The following is a 19,529-nucleotide window of genomic DNA, read 5'->3' on the forward strand; positions in this document are numbered from 1 at the left end:
CCTACCGGCCCTTCATCCGTGGGCCCGCACGTCACTCTCCGCTTACGCTGAATCCGCCGTCCGCGGGATGGCCGAATCCGCACGCCGCGCCCCGGCGCACATGCCGCACATCAGGAGCACCCCGATGGCCACGACCGAGCACGCTCCCCCCAGTCGCCTGCGCGCCTGGATGCTGGAGGGCCTGTCCGACATGGGCAGGAACGGCGGCCACACGGGACCGCACGCCGAGCCCGAGCAGCCGCACAAGGGCCAGCGCTGGTACCGGGTGATGTGCCTGACCGGCGTCGACTATTTCTCCACTCTCGGTTACCAGCCGGGCATCGCCGCGCTCGCGGCCGGCCTGCTCTCGCCGATCGCGACGATCGTGCTCGTCATAGTCACCCTGGCCGGCGCCCTCCCGGTCTACCGGCGGGTGGCCGAGGAGAGCCCGCACGGCGAGGGCTCGATCGCGATGCTGGAGCGGCTGCTGTCCTTCTGGCAGGGCAAGCTGTTCGTCCTGACCCTGCTGGGCTTCGCCGCCACCGACTTCCTGATCACCATCACCCTGTCCGCGGCGGACGCCTCCACCCATCTGGTCGAGAACCCGCATCTGACCGAAACCCTGCACGGGCAGCAGATGGTGATCACCCTGATCCTGGTCGCCCTGCTCGGCGCGGTGTTCCTCAAGGGCTTCCTGGAGGCCATCGGCGTCGCGGTCGCCCTGGTGGTCGCCTACCTCGGACTCAACGCGGTCGTGGTGGCGGTCGGACTGTGGCACGTGTTCACCGAGGGCCATGTGGTCACCGACTGGTCGAGCGCCCTGACCGCCGAACACGGCAACGTCTTCGCCATGATCGGCGTCTCCCTGCTGGTCTTCCCCAAGCTGGCACTGGGCCTGTCCGGCTTCGAGACCGGCGTCGCGGTCATGCCCCATGTCCAGGGCGACACCGGCGACACCGAGGACAGCCCGAAGGGCCGCATCCGGGACACCAAGAAGCTGCTCACGACCGCCGCCCTCATCATGAGCGTCTTCCTGATCGCCACCAGCTTCATCACCACCTGGCTGATCCCCGAGAAGGAGTTCGAGTCCGGCGGAAAGGCCAACGGACGTGCTCTGGCGTATCTGGCGCACGAGTACCTGGGCAATGCCTTCGGCACGGTCTACGACGTCTCGACCATCGCGATCCTCTGGTTCGCCGGTGCCTCCGCCATGGCCGGCCTGCTCAACCTCATGCCCCGCTATCTCCCGCGCTACGGCATGGCCCCGCACTGGGCCCGCGCGGTGCGCCCCATGGTCATCGTCTTCATCCTGATCGCGTTCCTGGTCACCTGGATCTTCGACGCCGACGTCGACGCCCAGGGCGGCGCCTACGCGACCGGCGTCCTGGTGCTGATGTCCTCGGCCGCGATCGCGGTGACCATCGCCGCCCGGCGCGCCCGCCAGCGCGGCTGGACCGTCGGCTTCGCCGTCGTCTCGGCGGTCCTGCTCTACGTCACCGTCGCGAACGTCGTCGAGCGCCCCGACGGTGTGAAGATCGGCGCCTGCTTCATCGCCGGCATCATCCTCGTCTCGCTGCTCTCCCGGCTGGCCCGTGCCTTCGAGCTCCGCGTGACCAGCGTGACGCTGGACGACATGGCGGAACGATTCATCCGGGACATGGCCAGCCGGAGAATTCGGTTCATCGCCAACGAGCCGGACCAGCGGGACAAGGCCGAGTACCGCGACAAGATCGAGCAGATCCGGGCCGACAACGACATGCCGGAGCAGGAGGACTTCGTCTTCGTCGAGGTGACCGTGACGGACCCCTCCGAGTTCGAGGCGGGCCTGACGGTACGCGGCGAGGTCCTCCACAACCGCTACCGCGTCCTCACCCTGGAGTCCGCCTCCATCTCCAACGCCCTCGCCGCTCTGCTCCTCCACGTCCGCGACTCCACCGGCTGCATCCCGCACATCTACTTCGAGTGGACCGAGGGCACCCCCTTCGCCAACTTCCTGCGCTTCTTCCTCTTCGGCCAGGGCGAGGTCGCCCCGGTGACCCGAGAGGTCCTGCGCGAGGCGGAACCGGACCGCGCCCGGCGCCCCCGCGTCCACACCGGCTGAACGCGCCCGCCAGAGCCCCTCCATACGAACGCACATGCGCCCCCTCGGGAGCGATCACCTCGGATTATGCGAAGGCACAGAAGACTTCTGCCTTGCATATGCGGCATCATCATCAGGCTGGGCCGTTCGAGGGACCGCATCGACCGAGGAGTACACCGTGATGACCCGCACCAAGCGCCGCACCCGCCGCGCCCTTCAGGTGGCCGGCACGGGAGTCGCCGCGCTGCTGGCCCTGAGCGCATGTTCCTCCGACGACTCCGGGGACGCGTCCGCGAAGCCGGACTCCTCGGCGCCCGCCTCCCCGAAGCTCTCCGGCACCGTCACGGTCTTCGCGGCCGCCTCCCTCAAGGAGAGCTTCACCACGCTGGGCAAGGAGTTCGAGAAGGCGCACGCCGGCACGAAGGTCACCTTCAACTTCGGCGGCAGCGACACCCTCGCCGCGAGCATCACCGGCGGCGCCCCGGCCGATGTGTTCGCCTCCGCCAGCCCCAAGACCATGGCGATCGTGACGGACGCGAAGGACAACGCCACGGAGCCGGTCACCTTCGTCCGCAACCGGCTGGAGATCGCCACCCTGCCGGGCAATCCGGACAAGGTCTCCTCCCTCAAGGACCTCACCAGGTCCGGCCTGAAGGTCGTCCTGTGCGACAAGACGGTGCCGTGCGGCGCCGCCGCCCAGAAGGCGCTGGAGGCCGGCAGCCTCAAGCTCACCCCGGTCTCCTACGAACAGGACGTCAAGGCGGCCCTGACCAAGGTCGAGCTGAAGGAGGCCGACGCCGCGGTCGTGTACAAGACGGATGTGCACGCCGCCGGTGACAAGGTGGAGGGCGTGGAGTTCCCCGAGTCCGCCGACGCCGTCAACGACTACCCGATCGCCCTGCTGAAGGACGCGCCGAACGCCGAGGCCGCCAAGGCGTTCATCGCCCTCGTGCGGTCCGCCGAGGGCCGGAAGGTCCTGTCCGACGCCGGGTTCCTCAAGCCGTGACCCCGGCCGTGAGCCCACCGGTGAAGCAGGCCGCCTCGGACGCCCTTCAGGGCGGGCCGCGGCGCGCCCGCCTCCGCACGGGCGTCCCGCTCGCCCTGCTCCTGCCCGCCCTGCTCGGCCTGGTCTTCCTGCTCATGCCCCTGGTCGCGCTCCTCGTCCGGGCACCCTGGCACAGCCTCCCCGAGGAGCTGACCAGCGCCGAGGTGTGGCAGGCACTGCGGCTCTCCCTGATCTGCGCGACGGCGGCCACCGCGGTGAGCCTGGTGATCGGGGTCCCGCTGGCCTGGCTCCTCGCCCGTACCGAGTTCCCCGGCCGTGGTCTGGTCCGCGCCCTGGTGACCCTGCCGCTGGTGCTGCCGCCGGTGGTCGGCGGTGTGGCCCTGCTGCTCGCCCTCGGCCGCAACGGCGTCGTCGGCCGCTGGCTGGACTCGTGGTTCGGCGTCACGCTGCCGTTCACCACGGCCGGTGTGGTGGTCGCGGAGGCGTTCGTGGCGATGCCGTTCCTGGTCATCAGCGTGGAGGGCACCCTCCGGGCGGCCGACCCGCGCTACGAGGAGGCGGCCGCCACCCTCGGCGCCTCCCGCTTCACCGCCTTCCGCCGGGTCACCCTGCCCCTGATCGCGCCGGGCATCGCGGCGGGCGCCGTCCTGGCCTGGGCCCGCGCCCTCGGCGAGTTCGGCGCCACGATCACCTTCGCCGGCAACTTCCCGGGCCGTACCCAGACCATGCCGCTGGCCGTCTATCTCGCCCTGCAGAGCGACCCGGAGGCCGCCATCGCCCTCAGTCTGGTCCTGCTGGCCGTCTCGATCGCCGTCCTCGCGGGGCTGCGCGACCGCTGGCTGACGCCGTCATGAGCGCCCTGCGCGAGGATGCCTCCGTGACCGAGAGCGAGACCGCGACTCCGCCCGCGCCCGGCCAGGGCCTGGACGCCCACCTCGTCGTCGACCGCGGCGCCTTCCGCCTCGACGTCCGGCTGACCGCCGCCCCCGGCGACGTCGTCGCCCTGCTCGGCCCGAACGGCGCCGGCAAGACCACCGCCCTGCGCGCCCTCGCCGGACTCGTCCCGCTCACCGGCGGCCGGCTCCGCCTCGACGGTGCGGCCCTGGAGCGCACGCCGCCGGAGGCCCGCCCGGTCGGCGTGGTCTTCCAGGACTATCTGCTGTTCCCGCACCTCACGGCCCTGGACAACGTGGCTTTCGGCCCCCGCTGCCACGGCGCCACCAAGGCGGAGGCCCGCGCCCGGGCCGCCGAGTGGCTGGACCGCATGGGCCTCACCGCGCAAGCCGGCGCCAAGCCGCGCCGGCTCTCCGGAGGCCAGGCCCAGCGCGTCGCCCTCGCCCGCGCCCTCGCCACCCGCCCCCGGCTGCTCCTCCTCGACGAGCCCCTCGCCGCCCTGGACGCCCGCACCCGCCTGGAGATCCGCGCCCAGCTCCGCCGTCACCTGGCCGAGTTCGAGGCCGTCGCCGTCCTCGTCACGCACGACCCGCTGGACGCGATGGTCCTCGCCGGCCGTCTGGTCGTCGTCGAGGACGGCCGGGTCGTCCAGGAAGGCACCCCCGCGGACATCGCCCGCCACCCGCGTACCGACTACATCGCTCAACTGGTCGGCCTCAACCTCTACCGCGGCCACGCCGACGGCCACACGGTCCGCCTGGACACCGGCCCGAAGATCACCACCACGGAGATCCTGTCCGGCCCCGCGTTCGTCGCGTTCCCGCCCAGCGCCGTCACCCTTCACCGCGGCCGCCCCACCGGCGCCAGCGCCCGCAACCTCTGGCGCTGCGAGGTCGCCGGACTGGAGACCCACGGCGACCAGATCCGCGCCGACCTCGCCGGGGAACTCCCCCTCGCCGCCGACCTCACCACGGTCGCCGCGGCCGAACTCGATCTGCACCCGGGTGCCGCGGTCTGGGCGACCGTCAAGGCGGCACAGACCCATGCATACCCGGCATAAGTGGATCGGAGCCCTACCGTAGGTGCCCATGACCCTGAGCATCCGCAACCAGCTCCCCGGCACCGTCACCGCCGTTCACCCCGGCGAGGTCATGGCCACCGTCGAGATCCGTCTGGACGGCGGCCAGCACCTCACGGCGGCCATCACCCTGGAGGCCGCGGACGACCTCTCCCTCGCCGAGGGATCCGCCGTCCGCGCCCTGGTGAAGTCGACGGAAGTCTCCCTCGCCACCGGCCGCGTCGACGGTCTCTCGATCCGCAACCAGCTCCCGGGCGCGCTCACCGGCCTCACGATCGGCGGGGTCATGGCCTCGGCGAAGGTCTCCCTCGACGGCGGCGAACTCACCGCCGTGATCACCAAGGAGGCGGCCACCGACCTCGGCCTCTTCGTCGGCTCCGACGTCGTCGCGCTGATCAAGGCGACCGAGGTGTCCCTGGCCACCGCGTGAACGCGCGAGGGCCCCGTCCGCGGCGGACAGGGCCCTCGCGCGTGCTCGCTCAGTCCTCGTACGCGTCCAGCGGCGGGCACGAGCAGACCAGGTTCCGGTCGCCGAAGGCCTGGTCGATACGGCGCACCGGCGGCCAGTACTTGTCCGCGGCGGACACGCCGGCCGGGAAGACGGCCTCTTCCCGCGTGTACGCGTGCTCCCACTCCCCGCCGAGCGCGGCAGCGGTGTGCGGGGCGTGCCGCAGCGGGTTGTCCTCGGCCGGCCACCCGCCCGAGCCGACCTTCTCGATCTCCGCACGGATCGCGATCATCGCCTCGCAGAACCGGTCCAGCTCGAGGATGTCCTCGGATTCGGTCGGCTCGATCATCAGCGTCCCGGCCACCGGGAACGACATCGTCGGCGCGTGGAAACCGTAGTCGATCAGCCGCTTGGCCACGTCGTCGACGCTCACCCCGGTGGCCTTGGTCAGCGGCCGCAGGTCGATGATGCACTCGTGCGCCACCAGCCCGCCGGGGCCGGTGTAGAGCACCGGGTAGTGGGGTTCGAGCCGCTTGGCGACATAGTTGGCGCTGAGCACCGCCACCTGCGTGGCCCGCTTGAGCCCCTCCCCGCCCATGAGCCGCACATACGCCCAGGAGATCGGCAGTATCCCCGCGGAACCCCAGGGCGCGGCCGAGACCGGCCCGACACCCGTCTCGGGCCCGGCGGCGGGCTGCAGCGGATGGTTCGGCAGATACGGCGCCAGGTGCGAGCGCACGGCCACCGGCCCCACACCCGGACCGCCGCCGCCGTGCGGGATGCAGAACGTCTTGTGCAGGTTCAGGTGCGAGACGTCACCGCCGAAGTGCCCGGGGCCGGCCAGCCCGACCAGTGCGTTGAGGTTGGCGCCGTCGACGTACACCTGTCCGCCCGCCTCGTGGACCTGCGCGCAGATGTCCGCGACGTGCTCCTCGAACACGCCGTGCGTCGACGGGTACGTGATCATCAGGACCGCGAGCTCGTCCCGGTACTGCTCGATCTTCGCCCGCAGGTCCTCGACGTCGATCTCGCCGTCGTCGGCGGTCTTCACGACGACGACCTTCATGCCGGCCATCACGGCACTCGCGGCGTTCGTCCCGTGCGCGGAGGACGGGATCAGACATACGGTCCGCTGCTCGTCCCCCTGCGCCCGGTGGTATCCGCGTACGGCGAGCAGCCCGGCCAGCTCGCCCTGCGAACCGGCGTTCGGCTGGAGCGACACCTTGTCGTACCCGGTGACCTCGGCGAGTCGCTCCTCCAGCTCACGGATGAGCGTGAGGTATCCCTCGGCCTGCTCGGCGGGCGCGAAGGGGTGCAGCTGCCCGAACTCGGGCCAGGTGACCGGCTCCATCTCGGTGGTCGCGTTGAGCTTCATGGTGCAGGAGCCCAGCGGGATCATGCCGCGGTCGAGCGCGTAGTCCCGGTCGGCGAGCCGGCGCAGGTAGCGCAGCATCGCCGTCTCGGAGCGGTGAAGGTGGAACACGGGGTGGGTGAGGATCGCGTCGGACCGCTGCAGTCCGGCGGGCAGGGCCTCCTCGGTGGCGGCGTCGAGCGCCTCGATGTCGCCGTCCACCCCGAAGGCGGCCCATACGGCGGTCACCTGGGCCCGCGCGGTGGTCTCGTCGCACGCGACGGACACCTGGTCGGCGTCGACGAGGCGCAGGTTGACCCCGCGCTGCCGCGCGGCGGCGACGACCTCGCCGGCCTTCCCCGGCACCCGCGCGGTCAGCGTGTCGAAGTAGGCGCCGTGCACGATCTCCACCCCACCGGCGGTGAGCCCGGCGGCCAGGATCGAGGCGTACCGGTGCGTCCGCCGGGCGATCGCCCGCAGTCCGTCGGGTCCGTGGTAGACGGCGTACATTCCGGCCATGACCGCGAGCAGCACCTGCGCGGTGCAGATGTTGCTGGTGGCCTTCTCCCGCCGGATGTGCTGCTCCCGCGTCTGCAGCGCGAGCCGGTAGGCCTTGTGCCCGTCCGCGTCCACGGACACGCCCACCAGCCGCCCGGGCAGGCTCCGCGCGAACTTCTCGTGGACGGCCATGTAGCCGGCGTGCGGACCGCCGAAGCCCATGGGCACACCGAACCGCTGCGTGGTCCCGACCGCGATGTCCGCGCCCAGCTCACCGGGCGACTTCAGCAGTGTCAGCGCGAGCAGGTCGGCGGCGACGGTGACGAGCGCACCGAGCCCGTGCGCCTGCTCGATGACACCCTTGATGTCGCGTACGGCCCCGGAGGCGCCCGGGTACTGCAGCAGCACGCCGTTGATGTCACGCTCGGCGAGCTCGGCGGGGATGCCGTCGGCGAGGTCGGCGACCACGACCTCCACGCCCGTCGGCTCGGCGCGGGTCTCGATCACGGCGATCGTCTGCGGCATGACGTCCGCGTCGATCAGGAACAGGCCCTTCTTGTTCTTCCCCATCCGCCGGGACAGCGCCATCGCCTCGGCGGCGGCCGTGCCCTCGTCGAGCAGTGAGGCACCGGAGGTCGGCAGCCCTGTCAGGTCGGCGACCATGGTCTGGAAGTTCAGCAGCGCCTCGAGGCGGCCCTGCGAGATCTCCGGCTGGTAGGGCGTGTAGGCCGTGTACCAGGCGGGGTTCTCCATGACGTTGCGCAGGATCACCGGCGGCGTGAAGGTGCCGTAGTAGCCGAGTCCGATCATGGAGTCGAGGACCTGGTTGCGGTCGGCCAGCGACCGCAGCTCGGCCAGCACCTCTGCCTCGGTCCGCGCGCCGGGCAGGTCCAGCGCGTCGGCGTTCTTGATCACGTCCGGTACCGCGGCGGCGGTGAGCTCGTCGAGCGAGCCGTACCCGACCTGCGCGAGCATCTTGGCCCGCGCCTCCTGATCGGGCCCGATATGACGCTGCTCGAAGGGGATTCCCTGTTCGAGTTCGGAGAGCGGAATGCGATCGGCGGTCATTTCTGAGGCCTCCTGGTCCGACACGACCTTCGAAGGGCACCACGACGCGGGTACCCCGACGGCCTCCCCCTCTGTCATCTCAACCTGAGAGCTTCACCGGCCGCCACCCGGGCAGCCGGTTTTCACCGTCGGTGAGGACGAAGGCCGTCGACGCCGTCGACATCCGCCCTGCTTTCCAGAGTGACCTCGTCCGCGCGGTACGTGGGCCTGAGAGATTCCGGGGAGGATTTGCTCCTTCGGCGCCTCCGACGATCTTTCGGAGGACTCTCCCGCACGGGGTCAGCAGCCGTAGTCAGACTATCAGCGAGGTCAACGACGCCTCTCGAGTGGCCGCTCGTGCCAATGTGCTCTTTTGTAGTGCTTACGGATGAGTTGCGACCAAGTGGAGGGCACGTGCAGACCGACATCGATCCGCGCAACCTGATCGGCCGCAAGGCGTTCGACCGCAACGGCACCAAGATCGGCACCGTCGACGAGGTCTACCTCGACGACGCGACCGGCGTGCCCGAGTGGGCGGCCATACGCACCGGTCTGTTCTCCCGGGACGCCTTCGTCCCGCTGGAGCCGAGCAAGCTGGTCGACGGCACCCTCCACGTCCCCTTCGACCGGTCCCTGATCAAGGACGCCCCCGACTTCGGCGTGGGCCGCCATCTCTCCCCGGAGCAGGAACTCCAGCTCTACCACCACTACGGCCTCGACGTCTCCGCTGCTCCTCCTTTCCCGGACCACGACTTCGGCAGGCTGGCCGGCACCGACGAGAGCTGACCCTCCCCCTTCGGAGCCACCTCCCCTCCCCCCTCCCTCCGCTCTCCTCTCACTCTCTGTGACGAACCAAGCTCACCGCGTGTTCCCGTGTTCCACCACCGGAACTGCGCCGGACGGGTCCCCCGCGCCGCCGTCCTCCCCCGGTCTTCGTCGGACCAGCGGCAACGGGTCCGCCGGCGTCAGCTGTGGATCGCCGATCCGGAACGTCCGCACCCGCCCCGGCGGCGAGTCCGGCGTCTCGAAGCGGACGGTGACCCGGCCCAGTCCGCTGCCCTGCACCCATCCGTGCCCCAGCTCGGAGTGCCGGACGTCGTGCCCGGGACGCCAGTGGTGCTCCGCCGGGGCCGCCTCCTCCCCGGTGCGCTCCTGCGGAGGCTCCTCCTCACCGATGTCCTCTTGCTCCCCCGGCGCCCCCCGCTCGGCCGCCTGCGCGAACAGATCCTCCTGAGTGAAGTCGGCCAGACCGCTGACGCCGACCCCCAGCAGCCGTACCCCGCCGGTCGTGTCCACGGAGTCCAGCAGCCGCCGGGCCGCCTCGCGCACCACCGCCGGATCGTCCGTGGGCCCGCGCAGGGTCTCGGACCGGGTGAGCGTGGAGAAGTCGTACCGCCGCACCTTCAGCACGATGGTCCGCCCCGACAGCCCGGACCCGCGCAGCCTGCGCACACACCGCTCCGCCAGCCGCTGCACCTCCAGCTCCACCCGGACCCGGTCATGGATGTCCACGTCGTAGGTGTCCTCGACCGACACCGACTTGGCCTCCCGCTCCGCCACCACGGGCCGGTCGTCGCGGGCCAGCGCCATGGCGTACAGCCCGTGACCGTGCGCCTTGCCGACCAGGCGCACCAGCTCGTCCTCACCCGCCTCGGCGAGCTCGTCGACCGTGGTGATCCCGGCGCGCCGCAGATGGTCGCCGGTGGCCGGACCGACCCCGGGCAGCGTCCGCACCGACATCGGGCCGAGGAGGGCCCGCTCGGTCCCCGGTGCGATGAGGACCAGGCCGTCCGGCTTGGCCTGCTCCGAGGCGATCTTCGCGAGCATCTTCGAGGCGGCGAGCCCGACCGACCCGGTGAGCCCCGTCACGGCCCGGATGTCCGCCCGCAGCCGCACCCCCGCCAGCCGCGCCGACTCGCCGTCCCAGGCCGCTCCACCCGCCTCCAGGTCCACGAACGCCTCGTCGAGGCTCAGCGGCTCCACCAACGGGGACAACGCCCGCAGCAGCCCCATCACCTGGTCGCTGATGGTCCGGTAGAACGTGAAGCGCGGCACGAGGTAGGCCGCGTTCGGCGCCAGCCGGCGCGCCTGGGCCATGGGCATCGCCGAGTGCACCCCGAAAACCCGCGCCTCGTAGGAGGCGGTCGCCACCACCCCGCGCGGCCCGAGACCCCCCACGATCACGGCTTTCCCGCGCAGACTCGGCTTGGACGCCTGCTCCGCCTGGGCGTAGAAGGCATCCATGTCGAGATGCAGGATCGTGGACGCGTTTCTCACATCTCCGATGCTGCACCACGCCACTGACAATGACCCCGTGACGAGCACCGCGCGGCCGCCCAGGGCAGCCCTCAGGGCGTCAGACCGCCCGGTTGCGCCGCCGGGCCAACTCGTCCGCCGGGTTGTGACCGACGAGCGTCTCACCGGTGTCGACCCGCTCGCCGTGCAACTGCGACAGGGCGCTCTCCACGTCCCGCCACACCACGCCCACGGCGATCCCGAAAATGCCCTGACCGCCCTGGAGCAGCGCGTGGACCTCGTCCGGCGAGGTGCACTCGTACACCGTTGCGCCGTCGCTCATCAGCGTCATGCGCTCCAGGTCACGGAAGCCGCGCTCGCGCAGATGCTGGACCGCGGTGCGGATGTTCTGCAGCGACACCCCGGTGTCGAGGAACCGCTTGACGACCTTCAGGACGACGACGTCCCGGAAGCTGTACAGACGCTGCGTACCGGACCCGTACGCGGCCCGCACGCTCGGCTCGACGAGACCCGTGCGTGCCCAGTAGTCGAGTTGCCGGTAGGTGATGCCGGCGGCCGCACAGGCCGTCGGGCCGCGGTAGCCGATCTGCTCGGACGCCATGGACGTCGCCCCTCCGCTGCTCGGCACGGCCGCCGGTCGCTGCGGAGCGTGATCGGCCGCGCTGCCGTAAAGCGGATACGGACCACTCCCCCCGACACCGAGTCCGGGGGCACCCCCAGCCGTACCGTCGCCGCTGCTTCTCACGCCGACCTCCGTCCTTGACCTGCCTTATCGACGGTAGGCAGTCACCAGGGGTGCGTCAACGATCGCCACACTCGCCACGCCGAGTGATAATCACCCTAAGAGTGGTTTCCCGCACCCCGCCGCGGGGAAAGGCTAGCCGAATGCCCTGAGAAGAGGCCGTAGGACGCTCTCACTCGCCGCTGGCAATTGCCCTGACCAGGGCGTCGGCCGGAGTCGTCGGCGAGCCCGGCGTCCGGCGGGAGACGGCGGCTACTGGTTGCTGGTGCCGAAGTCCTCGGGCGAGATCTGGTCGAGGAACTCACGGAACTTCTCCACCTCGTCCTCCTGCTCGTCCGGAATGGCGATGCCCGCGTCGTCCAGCACGGTGTCGCTGCCGTAGATCGGCGTCCCGGTGCGCAGAGCCAGCGCTATGGCGTCGGACGGCCGTGCGCTCACCTCCACGCCGCTGGCGAAGACCAGCTCCGCGTAGAAGACACCCTCGCGGAGATCCGTGATGCGCACTTCGGTGAGCTCCTGGCCGACGGCTTCCAGCACGTCCTTGAACAGGTCGTGGGTCAGCGGCCGTGCGGGGGCCATGCCCTGCTGGGCGAAGGCGATCGCCGTCGCCTCCCCCGGTCCGATCCAGATGGGGAGGTAACGGTCGCCTCCCACTTCACGCAGCAGCACGATCGGTTGGTTGGAGGGCATCTCGACCCGGACACCTACGACATCGAGCTCGTTCACACAGCAACCCTAGGCCGTGCCCGGGACGTTTGGGTAGTCGGGCCGGGAACGGGTGACCGATCCGCCCAGGGCGAAACCGGTGGCTCAGGGCAACCGAACGCCCAGCGCGGTCTGCACCAGCGCCGCATGCAGCCGGACCGTGAGCCCCGCGAGCTCCTTCGCACGGGCCTCGGCGTGGGCCCTGGTCTGCGGGTTGCGGTGACGCCTGAGCGGCGCGACCACCTGGTCCACAAGACCGGCCTCACGGTCGGCCGCGGCCTTCATCACCCGCAGATGCCGGGGCTCGATCCCGAACCGCCCCAGCTCGGCCACGAGCGAGGCCACGGTGGCCGCCTCGGCGTCGTAGACCCCGTCCGCCAACGGCGTGAGCAGCCCGTAGGACTCCCACTCCGCCAGCTCGGGTTCGTCGATCCCGGCGGCCGCGAGCAGCTCGGCCCGCCCGATCCGGGCCACGGTGTGCCCCTCGGAAGGCTCCAGGACGACCTCCCCGTCCCGCTGCCGGCCCACGGTCGGCAACGGGACGGCCTCACCGCGCTCCATGGCGTCCAGATGCTCCCGGATCACCTTGAGCGGCAGATAGTGGTCCCGCTGCATCCTCAGCACGTGCCCCAGGCGCTCGACGTCCTGCGCGCTGAACTTGCGGTACCCCGACGGGGTGCGCTGTGGCTCGATCAGCCCCTCCGCCTCAAGGAAGCGGATCTTGGAGATGGTGACCTCGGGAAACTCGTCGCGCAGCGCGTTCAGCACGGTGCCGATGCTCATCAGACCACCGTCCGCGGCGGCGGTGCCGTGCCCGGCACCGCCCCTCGGTGTTTGAAGCATGGACCTTCCCTGGGTTCCCCCCGGATGGAATCCGGGGGAGGGTCAGTAGCCCCGCTGGCTCGCGTAGAAGACCAGCCGGTACTTGCCGATCTGCACCTCGTCACCGTTCGCCAGAGCGACCTCGTCGATCCGCTCACGGTTGACGTACGTGCCGTTCAGACTGCCGACGTCCGCGACCTTGAACGTGCCGTCCGGATTGCGCCGGAACTCCACGTGCCGACGCGAGACCGTCACGTCGTCCAGGAAGATGTCGCTCTGCGGGTGCCGTCCGGCCGTGGTCAGATCGCTGTCCAGCAGGAAGCGGCTGCCCGAGTTCGGACCGCGTCGCACCACCAGCAGCGCGGAGCCCAGCGGCAGCGCGTCCACCGCGGCCTGCGCCTCCGGAGAGAGCGCCGGCAGCTGGGTCTGACCGGTGACCTCGGAGTCGTAGGCCTCGAGACCGGAGATCGAGATGGTGGAGGTCGTCTCCGACGCACGCTCGGGCGTCAGACCGGGACGCAGCGGCGCGCCACAGTTGGAGCAGAAGCGGCTGTTCTCCGCGTTGCGGTTACCGCACCTCGTACACACCAGGGCCGACATGGGAGAAAACCCTCCACCCGTACTTGAGGTTGACGGTTGGCCGAAACCTATGCCGCCGGACTGGGCGGGGTCAACAGACGCCGCACCCTGACCTCCGGGAATGTCGCCGCCCGGACCACCCACCTGGTCCCGGAACAGCGGCCGCTGGCCTTCCTCGTCGGGCTGTGCGCGATGACGGGCAGTCGCGTTGTCGCTGCCCTCTCGCGCGCTCTTGCCGAACAACTTCGCAAACAACTTCACGGGCGATTCCCCTTGACCGAAACAGACCCGCCCGTGGGGCAGGACGAACCCTGACTGAATACACCGGCCGACCCGGACATCTTCACAACGTCCGTATCCACCAGACAGTTTCCACCACGCACCACCCGATCGGTGCGCCGACCCCCCGCAACCTCATGCCCCTGCCGGACGACCCCCATGCACCCCCGGTTCACTGCGAGGACGACCGAGCGTAGTCAGGCTGCTTCGCCGCCCGCAAGGCGTCCACGACGATCTTGCCCGACCGCTCGACGGTCACCGTGGTCTGCTCCTTCTCGAGAGTCTGCACCACGCCTCCAGGGATGTTCAGGGCCGGTTCGAGGTCCTGCGGATTGCCGATGACCTTGAAACGAAACGGCGCGTTGATCTTGTTCCCGTCGACGCTCACGCTGTCGCCGGAATCCGAGAGGTAGGTGCCGGCGACCACACGCACACCGTTGACCTGGATCGCCTCCGCGCCCGCGGCGCGCAGCTCCTGGATCGCGTCGAGCAGCATGTCCGCCTCGACCGTCTTCTTCGTGTCCTCGATGGTCATGGTGATACCGGGCCCCTGCGCGGCCACCGTGCCCGCGAGAATGCCCAGTTGCCGCTCCTTCTCCACTGTCTGCTTCCGGGCCTCCTCGGCCTGGTCGGAGCTGTTCTCCAGCTCCTCCCGCTGCTTCTCGAGCCCTTGCTTCTCGTCCTCAAGACGCTGACTGCGGTCGTCCAGTTCATCGAGAATGCGCACAAGATCCTCCTGGCGCGCCCCCCGCAACGCGTTCCCGCTGTCGCTGTTGGACGCGACCTGGACGGCCAGGCCGAAGCCCAGCCCGAACAGCAGCAGCGCGACGATCAGTTGGGCCCGGGTCACCCGCGGCGGCCACAGCCCGTTCACCAGCCGCTGCCGGCCGGTCAGCGCGGGCTCGGCCGGCGCCTGGGACTCCCCCTCCTCGGAGGGCACCGCCCGGACCTCCTCCGGCAGCTCCTTGCGCAGCCTGTTCTCCGACGACTCGTCCTTGTCACCCATCGGTCTCACGCCCGGAAGACGTGCCGGCGGATCGCGGCCGCGTTGGAGAAGATCCGGATACCGAGCACGACCACGACACCGGTCGACAGCTGCGACCCCACACCCAACTCGTCGCCGAGGAAGACGATCAACGCGGCCACGACCACGTTGGACAGGAACGACACCACGAAGACCTTGTCGTCGAAGATCCCGTCGAGCATGGCCCTCAGGCCGCCGAACACGGCGTCCAGAGCCGCCACCACGGCGATCGGCAGGTACGGCACTACTGCCGCCGGGATCTCGGGCTGGACCAGCAGGCCCGCCACGACTCCCACGACGAGGCCCAATACGGCGATCACGATGCGTCCTTCTCAGTTCTCGGCTGTGCTGTACGTACGATCACACTCGGTGCGGCCGGCAACCGGACGTCCTTCTGCACGGAGATCGCCGTCCGGATGTCGTAGTTGTCCTGCAGGACACTCAGGTAGACCCCGTCCGCGCTGTTCTGGAACCGGCTGCTGAGGTTTTTCCCGTCCCCCACCGCGAGCACCGTGTACGGCGGCACCAACGGCTTGTTGTCCACCAGTATCGCGTCACCCGCGGCCCTGATCGCCGAGAGCGACGTCAGCCGCTGCCCGTTGATCGAGATCGCCTCGGCGCCGGACTCCCACAGCCCGTTGACGACGCGCTGCATGTCACGGTCGCGGATCCGGCCGGTGTCGGAGAACCCCGAGGTCTCACGGGGGTTGCCGTCACCACCCGTGGTGGCTTCCTTGGCGTCGTTCACGACCAGCTTCACGCCGGGTCCGTGCACCGCGACGGCGCCCGACAGGATGCCCACCAGGTCGGTCCCCCCACCGCCCCCGCTCTGCTCGAGGGCCTCCCGCTGCCGCGCGCTCACGTCGTCGCGCAGCTCGTCCACGGAGCTCTGCAGCTTGTCCGCCGCCTCGGTCTCACGGTCGACGCGGTCGATCAGCTCTTCCCGCTCCTTGGCCACGACGGGGGCCGCCACCCGGGCCTGCGCCGCCCCCACCGTCACGACGAGGGCCGCGAGTACCAGCCCCGCCGCCAGACCGAGCTTCGCCCGCACCGTCTTCGGCAGGCCACCGCTGCCGTCCGCCCGCTTCCGGGCGGCGGCCTCGGCATAGCCTTCGTCGAGGCTGTGGTCCATGACGTTGGTGAGCAGCGACATGGACGCGTCCGGGCGCGACGCGCGCGCGGGTGTGCTCCGAACGGGGGGCTGCTGCGGCATGCCGCACATCGTCGCATGTCGCGGCCACTACCTCCGAATGGCCCCACCGGTGTGCCGGACAGGCCCCCGGAGAGGACGCCTGTCCGGCACGCGCGCGTAGGCGCCGAATCAGCGGCCGGCGCTGTCCACGACCGCCGACCACTCGTCCAGCAGGGCCTGCGCGGAGGCGTCGTCGGGCCCCTCCGCCCACAGATGGGTGACGGCCTCGGCCGGGTCGGGCAGCACCATCACCCAGCGCCCGTCCGTCTCGACCACCCGTACCCCGTCCGTGGTGTCCACGAAGCGGTCTCCGGCCTCCTCGACGACTCGCCGCATCACCAGCCCCTTGACGGCCCACGGGGTCGCCAGGTCACGCTTGAGGACGTGCGCCCGCGGGATCCGCGCGTCGATCTGGCTGAGCGTGAGCTGTGTCCGGGCCACCAGCCCGATCAGCCGGACGAAGGCCGCCGTGCCGTCGAAGACACTGCTGAACTCGGGGACGATGAATCCGCCCTTGCCGTCCCCGCCGAAGATCGTCGACTCGTCCCGCCCGACTCTCGTCAGGTCGTCGGGCGAGGTCGTCGTCCACTCGACCTGCGTGCCGTGGTAGGCCCCCACCTGCTCGGCGATCCGTGTCGTGGTCACCGGCAGCGCCACCCGCCCGCTGCGCCGCTCCGCGGCCACCAGGTCGAGCAGCACGAGCAGTGCCCGGTCGTCCTCGATGATCCGGCCCTTCTCGTCCACCAGGGACAGCCGTTCACCCACCGGGTCGAACCGCACTCCGAACGCCGCCCGCGACGAGGCCACGATCTCCCCCAGCCGTACGAGCCCGGAGCGCCGCTGGTCACCCGTCTCCGTCGGCCGGGACTCGTTGAGACCGGGATTGATGGTCAGCGAGTCCACCCCGAGCTTTCCGAGCAGACTCGGCAGCACCAACCCCGCACTGCCGTTCGAGGCATCGACCACGACCTTCAGCCCGGACTCCGCGATCCCGGACGTGTCGACGTTCCGCAGCAGCGACCCCGTGTACGAGTCGAAGACGCTGGCCGGAAAATACAGGTCCCCGATCTCTCCCGGGAACGCCCGGCGGTACTCCTGCCGGGCGAAGACCCGGTCCAGCTTGCGCTGGCTGCCCTGCGACAGGTCGGCACCCTGCCCGTCGAAGAACATGATGTCCACGGAGTCGGGTACCCCGGGCGAGGTCCGGATCATGATTCCGCCGGCGCTCCCCCGCGCCGTCTGCTGCCGAGCCACGGGCAGCGGTACGTTCTCCAGGTCGCGTACGTCGATGGCGCTGGCCTGCAGAGCGGAGATGACCGCCCGCTTCAGCGCCCGGGCGCCACGGGAGTGGTCACGGGCCGTCGTGACCGTCGAGCCCTTCTTGAGGGTCGTCGCGTAGGCGCCCGCCAGCCGGACCGCCAGCTCTGGCGTGATCTCGACATTCAGGATCCCGGAGACCCCGCGGGCGCCGAAGAGATGCGCCTGTCCTCGGGACTCCCAGATCACCGACGTGTTGACGAACGCGCCGGCCTCGATGGTCTTGAACGGGTAGACCCGCACGTTGCCCTGCACGATCGATTCTTCACCGATCAGGCATTCGTCGCCGATGACGGCGCCGTCCTCGATCCGGGCGGCCCGCATGATGTCGGTGTTCTTCCCGACGACACAGCCCCGCAGATTGCTGTGCTGCCCCACGTACACGTTGTCGTGCACGACGGCCTTGTGCAGGAACGCCCCGCTCTTCACGACGACATTGGAACCGATGACGGAATGTTCCCGGATTTCGGCTCCGGCCTCGACCTTCGCGTAGTCCCCGATGTAGAGGGGCCCACGCAGAACGGCGTCGGCGTGCACCTCGGCGCCCTCGGCCACCCACACACCCGGCGAGATCTCGAACCCGTCGATCTCGACGTCGACCTTGCCCTCGAGCACGTCGGCCTGGGCCTTCACATAGCTCTCATGCGTGCCGACGTCCTCCCAGTAGCCCTCGGCGATGAAGCCGTAGACCGGCTTCCCCTCCTTCATGAGCTGCGGGAAGACATCACCGGACCAGTCGACGGGAACATCGGCCTCGACATAGTCGAAGACCTCGGGCTCCATGACGTAAATGCCTGTGTTCACGGTGTCCGAGAAGACCTGGCCCCAGGTCGGTTTCTCGAGGAAACGCTCGACCTTGCCCTCTTCGTCGACGATGGTGATGCCGAATTCCAGCGGATTGGGCACACGCGTCAGACAGACGGTGACGAGCGCACCCTTTTCCTTGTGGAAGCTGATCAGCTCGGTGAGGTCGAAGTCCGTGAGGGCATCGCCGGAGATGACCAGGAAAGCATCGTCCTTCAGCGCCTCCTCGGCGTTCTTGACGCTTCCTGCGGTACCGAGTGGCTTCTCCTCGTTGGCATAGCTGAGCTCCATGCCGAGCTCTTCACCGTCCCCGAAGTAGTTCTTGACCAGCGAGGCCAGGAACTGGACGGTGACGACGGTCTCATTGAGCCCATGCCTTTTGAGCAGCCTCAGTACGTGCTCCATGATCGGCCGGTTGACGACCGGCAGGAGCGGCTTGGGCATGCTTGAGGTCATGGGGCGAAGGCGTGTGCCTTCGCCTCCGGCCATCACGACGGCCTTCATGTCGGAAGCGTCCTCCTAGAGAGACGACGGTCTAGCCGACTTCACCCACCAGATTGTCCCGCACTTTTCCTTCGCGGGCCATTGAGCCACTGCCACTGCCAATCGGCGGGCTCAGTCGGCCATGGCGTCCGCACGAACGAGGCGGCGGACCTGTACCACGTAGAGGACTCCTGCCCACCAGTAGAGCGTTGTACCCCATCCTGCGAACGCCCATCCGAAAATAGCAGCGAGTGACGCAAGCCATCCACTTCCGTCACTGAGCAGGAGCAGCGGGAAGGCGTACATCAGGTTGAAGGTCGCCGCCTTACCCAGGTAGTTCACCTGCGGCGGCGGATAACCGTGCCGTCGGAGGATGCCCACCATCACCAGCAGAACCAGTTCTCGGGCAAGAAGTACAGCAGTCAACCAGAGGGGCAGAATCTCCCGCCAGGTGAGGCCGACCAAAGTCGAGAGAATGTAGAGGCGGTCCGCGGCGGGGTCCAGGAGCCTGCCGAGGCTGCTGATCTGGTTCCAACGCCGCGCGAGCTTGCCGTCCAGGTAGTCGCTGATGCCGCTCAGAGCCAGCACCAGGAGCGCCCAGCCGTCGCTTTGCGGTCCTCCGAACTCGGGCCTGAGGATCAGCCACAGGAAGAGGGGCACGCCGGCGAGACGCGCCATGCTGAGGATGTTGGGGATGGTGAGGACCCGGTCGGTCTGAACACGGGTCTCCTGGACCTCCACCCGGGGGCCTCCAGTTGAAAACGAGCCAACGATGCTCCCTGACCCTACCTCAACGCAAAAAAGCTCTGGCTCCTGGGCTGTGTGCCCAAGAGCCAGAGCTCTAAAGGGAGTTCGGCGGTGTCCTACTCTCCCACAGGGTCCCCCCTGCAGTACCATCGGCGCTGTAAGGCTTAGCTTCCGGGTTCGGAATGTAACCGGGCGTTT

17 protein-coding genes, 1 rRNA gene and 1 riboswitch are annotated in these 19,529 nt (G+C 69.8%); of the genes, 6 read left to right on the forward strand and 12 right to left on the reverse strand.

From position 1 onward, the window contains the following. Nucleotides 1-124 precede the first annotated feature (124 nt). The 5 genes from ABT057_RS40800 (at nucleotide 125) to ABT057_RS40820 (ending at nucleotide 5,467) form a co-directional block, all read left to right on the forward strand. A complete protein-coding gene (locus tag ABT057_RS40800) occupies nucleotides 125-2,080 on the forward strand; it encodes an APC family permease (RefSeq protein WP_352349001.1) in 1,956 nt (651 codons plus the stop codon). Nucleotides 2,081-2,240: 160 nt separating this feature from the next. Beyond that, nucleotides 2,241-3,065, forward strand: a complete 825-nt coding sequence (gene modA, locus ABT057_RS40805; RefSeq protein ID WP_352349002.1) for a molybdate ABC transporter substrate-binding protein — start codon at nucleotides 2,241-2,243, stop codon at nucleotides 3,063-3,065. Between the two features lie 8 nt (nucleotides 3,066-3,073). Next, entirely contained in the window at nucleotides 3,074-3,919 is an 846-nt protein-coding gene (gene modB, locus ABT057_RS40810; protein WP_352349019.1) for a molybdate ABC transporter permease subunit, read from the forward strand. 23 nt (nucleotides 3,920-3,942) lie between these two features. Further along, nucleotides 3,943-5,019, forward strand: coding sequence for an ABC transporter ATP-binding protein (locus ABT057_RS40815; protein WP_502974046.1), 1,077 nt, complete (start codon nucleotides 3,943-3,945; stop codon nucleotides 5,017-5,019). A gap of 28 nt (nucleotides 5,020-5,047) precedes the next feature. Beyond that, a complete protein-coding gene (locus tag ABT057_RS40820; RefSeq protein WP_352349004.1) occupies nucleotides 5,048-5,467 on the forward strand; it encodes a TOBE domain-containing protein in 420 nt (139 codons plus the stop codon). A gap of 49 nt (nucleotides 5,468-5,516) precedes the next feature. Here ABT057_RS40820 and gcvP read toward each other — a convergent pair whose 3' ends face one another. Beyond that, nucleotides 5,517-8,402: an aminomethyl-transferring glycine dehydrogenase gene (gcvP, locus tag ABT057_RS40825; RefSeq protein ID WP_352349005.1), complete on the reverse strand. Its 2,886-nt coding sequence runs from the start codon at nucleotides 8,400-8,402 to the stop codon at nucleotides 5,517-5,519. Nucleotides 8,403-8,587: 185 nt separating this feature from the next. Then, a riboswitch (glycine riboswitch) is annotated at nucleotides 8,588-8,684 on the reverse strand. Nucleotides 8,685-8,795: 111 nt separating this feature from the next. On the opposite strand from gcvP, the gene ABT057_RS40830 reads away from it, so the two are divergent. After that, nucleotides 8,796-9,167 (forward strand): PRC-barrel domain-containing protein, encoded by a 372-nt coding sequence (locus tag ABT057_RS40830; protein ID WP_352349006.1) that lies wholly within the window; start codon nucleotides 8,796-8,798, stop codon nucleotides 9,165-9,167. Nucleotides 9,168-9,239: 72 nt separating this feature from the next. On the opposite strand, the gene ABT057_RS40835 is transcribed toward ABT057_RS40830, so the two are convergent. The 11 genes from ABT057_RS40835 to rrf all read right to left on the reverse strand — a co-directional run. After that, complete coding sequence (locus tag ABT057_RS40835; RefSeq protein ID WP_352349007.1) at nucleotides 9,240-10,658, reverse strand: DNA polymerase IV; 1,419 nt, start codon at nucleotides 10,656-10,658, stop codon at nucleotides 9,240-9,242. Nucleotides 10,659-10,737: 79 nt separating this feature from the next. Further along, complete coding sequence (locus tag ABT057_RS40840; protein WP_352349008.1) at nucleotides 10,738-11,382, reverse strand: MerR family transcriptional regulator; 645 nt, start codon at nucleotides 11,380-11,382, stop codon at nucleotides 10,738-10,740. Nucleotides 11,383-11,631: 249 nt separating this feature from the next. Next, nucleotides 11,632-12,105 carry a bifunctional nuclease family protein gene (locus tag ABT057_RS40845; RefSeq protein ID WP_004934251.1) on the reverse strand — a complete coding sequence of 158 codons (474 nt, stop codon included), beginning with the start codon at nucleotides 12,103-12,105 and terminating at the stop codon, nucleotides 11,632-11,634. A gap of 84 nt (nucleotides 12,106-12,189) precedes the next feature. Beyond that, a complete protein-coding gene (ftsR, locus tag ABT057_RS40850; RefSeq protein WP_352349009.1) occupies nucleotides 12,190-12,927 on the reverse strand; it encodes a transcriptional regulator FtsR in 738 nt (245 codons plus the stop codon). A gap of 42 nt (nucleotides 12,928-12,969) precedes the next feature. Beyond that, nucleotides 12,970-13,854 carry a zinc-ribbon and FHA domain-containing protein gene (locus ABT057_RS40855; RefSeq protein WP_352349020.1) on the reverse strand — a complete coding sequence of 295 codons (885 nt, stop codon included), beginning with the start codon at nucleotides 13,852-13,854 and terminating at the stop codon, nucleotides 12,970-12,972. Nucleotides 13,855-13,936: 82 nt separating this feature from the next. Beyond that, nucleotides 13,937-14,770 (reverse strand): DUF881 domain-containing protein, encoded by an 834-nt coding sequence (locus tag ABT057_RS40860; RefSeq protein ID WP_352349010.1) that lies wholly within the window; start codon nucleotides 14,768-14,770, stop codon nucleotides 13,937-13,939. 5 nt (nucleotides 14,771-14,775) lie between these two features. Next, complete coding sequence (locus ABT057_RS40865) at nucleotides 14,776-15,108, reverse strand: small basic family protein (protein WP_030798533.1); 333 nt, start codon at nucleotides 15,106-15,108, stop codon at nucleotides 14,776-14,778. Continuing rightward, a complete protein-coding gene (locus tag ABT057_RS40870) occupies nucleotides 15,105-16,001 on the reverse strand; it encodes a DUF881 domain-containing protein (RefSeq protein ID WP_352349011.1) in 897 nt (298 codons plus the stop codon). The genes ABT057_RS40865 and ABT057_RS40870 overlap by 4 nt, the downstream gene beginning before the upstream one ends. Nucleotides 16,002-16,109: 108 nt before the next feature. After that, nucleotides 16,110-18,605: a sugar phosphate nucleotidyltransferase gene (locus ABT057_RS40875; protein ID WP_352349012.1), complete on the reverse strand. Its 2,496-nt coding sequence runs from the start codon at nucleotides 18,603-18,605 to the stop codon at nucleotides 16,110-16,112. Nucleotides 18,606-18,716: 111 nt separating this feature from the next. Further along, the gene (clsA, locus tag ABT057_RS40880) at nucleotides 18,717-19,325 is read right to left on the reverse strand and encodes a cardiolipin synthase ClsA (RefSeq protein ID WP_352349013.1); all 609 of its coding nucleotides are present in this window, start codon (nucleotides 19,323-19,325) and stop codon (nucleotides 18,717-18,719) included. 109 nt (nucleotides 19,326-19,434) lie between these two features. Continuing rightward, a 5S ribosomal RNA gene (gene rrf / locus ABT057_RS40885) occupies nucleotides 19,435-19,529 on the reverse strand; the annotation flags it as partial.

The sequence above is a fragment of the Streptomyces sp. NPDC002588 genome (assembly GCF_040295925.1).
GTDB lineage: Bacteria > Actinomycetota > Actinomycetes > Streptomycetales > Streptomycetaceae > Streptomyces.